A 2,500-nucleotide genomic window follows, 5' to 3' on the forward strand; every position below is an offset into this window, starting at 1 on the left:
CGTCCGCTCAGGGTTAGTCAGGACCTAAGCCGAGGCCGACAGGCGTAGGCGATGGACAACAGGTTGATATTCCTGTACCACCTCTTTATCGTTTGAGCAATGGAGGGACGCAGAAGGATAGAAGAAGCGTGCGATTGGTTGTGCACGTCCAAGCAGTTAGGCTGATAAGTAGGCAAATCCGCTTATCGTGAAGGCTGAGCTGTGATGGGGAAGCTCCTTATGGAGCGAAGTCTTTGATTCCCCGCTGCCAAGAAAAGCTTCTAGCGAGATAAAAGGTGCCTGTACCGCAAACCGACACAGGTAGGCGAGGAGAGAATCCTAAGGTGTGCGAGAGAACTCTGGTTAAGGAACTCGGCAAAATGACCCCGTAACTTCGGGAGAAGGGGTGCTTTCTTAACGGAAAGCCGCAGTGAATAGGCCCAAGCGACTGTTTAGCAAAAACACAGCTCTCTGCGAAGCCGTAAGGCGAAGTATAGGGGGTGACACCTGCCCGGTGCTGGAAGGTTAAGGAGAGGGGTTAGCGTAAGCGAAGCTCTGAACTGAAGCCCCAGTAAACGGCGGCCGTAACTATAACGGTCCTAAGGTAGCGAAATTCCTTGTCGGGTAAGTTCCGACCCGCACGAAAGGTGTAACGATTTGGGCACTGTCTCAACCAGAGACTCGGTGAAATTATAGTACCTGTGAAGATGCAGGTTACCCGCGACAGGACGGAAAGACCCCGTGGAGCTTTACTGTAGCCTGATATTGAATTTTGGTACAGTTTGTACAGGATAGGCGGGAGCCATTGAAACCGGAGCGCTAGCTTCGGTGGAGGCGCTGGTGGGATACCGCCCTGACTGTATTGAAATTCTAACCTACGGGTCTTATCGACCCGGGAGACAGTGTCAGGTGGGCAGTTTGACTGGGGCGGTCGCCTCCTAAAGTGTAACGGAGGCGCCCAAAGGTTCCCTCAGAATGGTTGGAAATCATTCGTAGAGTGCAAAGGCATAAGGGAGCTTGACTGCGAGACCTACAAGTCGAGCAGGGACGAAAGTCGGGCTTAGTGATCCGGTGGTTCCGCATGGAAGGGCCATCGCTCAACGGATAAAAGCTACCCCGGGGATAACAGGCTTATCTCCCCCAAGAGTCCACATCGACGGGGAGGTTTGGCACCTCGATGTCGGCTCATCGCATCCTGGGGCTGTAGTCGGTCCCAAGGGTTGGGCTGTTCGCCCATTAAAGCGGTACGCGAGCTGGGTTCAGAACGTCGTGAGACAGTTCGGTCCCTATCCGTCGTGGGCGTAGGAAATTTGAGAGGAGCTGTCCTTAGTACGAGAGGACCGGGATGGACGCACCGCTGGTGTACCAGTTGTTCTGCCAAGGGCATAGCTGGGTAGCTATGTGCGGAAGGGATAAGTGCTGAAAGCATCTAAGCATGAAGCCCCCCTCAAGATGAGATTTCCCATAGCGTAAGCTAGTAAGATCCCTGAAAGATGATCAGGTTGATAGGTTCGAGGTGGAAGCATGGTGACATGTGGAGCTGACGAATACTAATAGATCGAGGACTTAACCATATAATATGAAGCAATGTTATCTAGTTTTGAAAGAATATAAAAAACTTGTTGACTTTAAAAGTTAAATGAGTTACAATGATTCTTGTCTTAAATGAATACAGTCTGGTAATGATGGCAGAGAGGCCACACCCGTTCCCATACCGAACACGGAAGTTAAGCTCTCTAGCGCCGATGGTAGTTGGGACCTTGTCCCTGTGAGAGTAGGACGTTGCCAGGCAATCCGGAGGATTAGCTCAGCTGGGAGAGCACCTGCCTTACAAGCAGGGGGTCGGCGGTTCGATCCCGTCATCCTCCACCATTTAGCCGACTTAGCTCAATTGGTAGAGCAACTGACTTGTAATCAGTAGGTTGGGGGTTCAAGTCCTCTAGTCGGCACCAGAAATCATGGCGGTTGTGGCGAAGTGGTTAACGCACCGGATTGTGGCTCCGGCATTCGTGGGTTCGATTCCCATCAGTCGCCCCATTTTTCTTAAATAAATTAATATGCGGGTGTGGCGGAATTGGCAGACGCACTAGACTTAGGATCTAGCGCCTTTGGCGTGGGGGTTCGACTCCCTTCACCCGCACTTTTAATAAAATATCTCAAACATGTCTTGCGGAAGTAGTTCAGTGGTAGAATACAACCTTGCCAAGGTTGGGGTCGCGGGTTCGAATCCCGTCTTCCGCTCCAATTTTCAATATGACATGCCGGGGTGGCGGAACAGGCAGACGCACAGGACTTAAAATCCTGCGGTGGGTGACCACCGTGCGGGTTCGACCCCCGCCCTCGGCACCATATGCGCCCGTAGCTCAATTGGATAGAGCGTTTGACTACGGATCAAGAGGTTAGGGGTTCGACTCCTCTCGGGCGCGTTTTCTTTCGGGAAGTGGCTCAGCTTGGTAGAGCACCTGGTTTGGGACCAGGGGGTCGCAGGTTCAAATCCTGTCTTCCCGATACTTGTTTGGGG

9 tRNA genes and 2 rRNA genes (2 of these 11 cut by a window edge) are annotated in these 2,500 nt (G+C 52.3%); all 11 read left to right on the forward strand.

What is annotated here, in order from left to right:
* A 23S ribosomal RNA gene (locus DN399_RS00445) occupies positions 1–1,553 on the forward strand (it extends 1,369 nt beyond the left edge of the window).
* 101 nt (positions 1,554–1,654) lie between these two features.
* A 5S ribosomal RNA gene (gene rrf / locus DN399_RS00450) occupies positions 1,655–1,770 on the forward strand.
* A gap of 5 nt (positions 1,771–1,775) precedes the next feature.
* Positions 1,776–1,851, forward strand: a tRNA-Val gene (locus DN399_RS00455).
* A 4-nt stretch (positions 1,852–1,855) separates the two neighbouring features.
* Positions 1,856–1,931 (forward strand) — tRNA-Thr (locus DN399_RS00460).
* 9 nt (positions 1,932–1,940) lie between these two features.
* Positions 1,941–2,016: transfer RNA gene (locus DN399_RS00465), tRNA-His, on the forward strand.
* Positions 2,017–2,038: 22 nt separating this feature from the next.
* Positions 2,039–2,119: transfer RNA gene (locus DN399_RS00470), tRNA-Leu, on the forward strand.
* Positions 2,120–2,148: 29 nt separating this feature from the next.
* Positions 2,149–2,223, forward strand: a tRNA-Gly gene (locus tag DN399_RS00475).
* 16 nt (positions 2,224–2,239) lie between these two features.
* Positions 2,240–2,328 (forward strand) — tRNA-Leu (locus DN399_RS00480).
* Between the two features lie 3 nt (positions 2,329–2,331).
* Positions 2,332–2,405 (forward strand) — tRNA-Arg (locus DN399_RS00485).
* 8 nt (positions 2,406–2,413) lie between these two features.
* Positions 2,414–2,487, forward strand: a tRNA-Pro gene (locus DN399_RS00490).
* Positions 2,488–2,496: 9 nt separating this feature from the next.
* Positions 2,497–2,500, forward strand: a tRNA-Ala gene (locus DN399_RS00495) (it continues 72 nt past the right edge of the window).

The sequence above is a fragment of the Bacillus sp. AR4-2 genome (assembly GCF_008274865.1).
Lineage (GTDB): Bacteria > Bacillota > Bacilli > Bacillales > Bacillaceae_G > Bacillus_A > Bacillus_A cereus.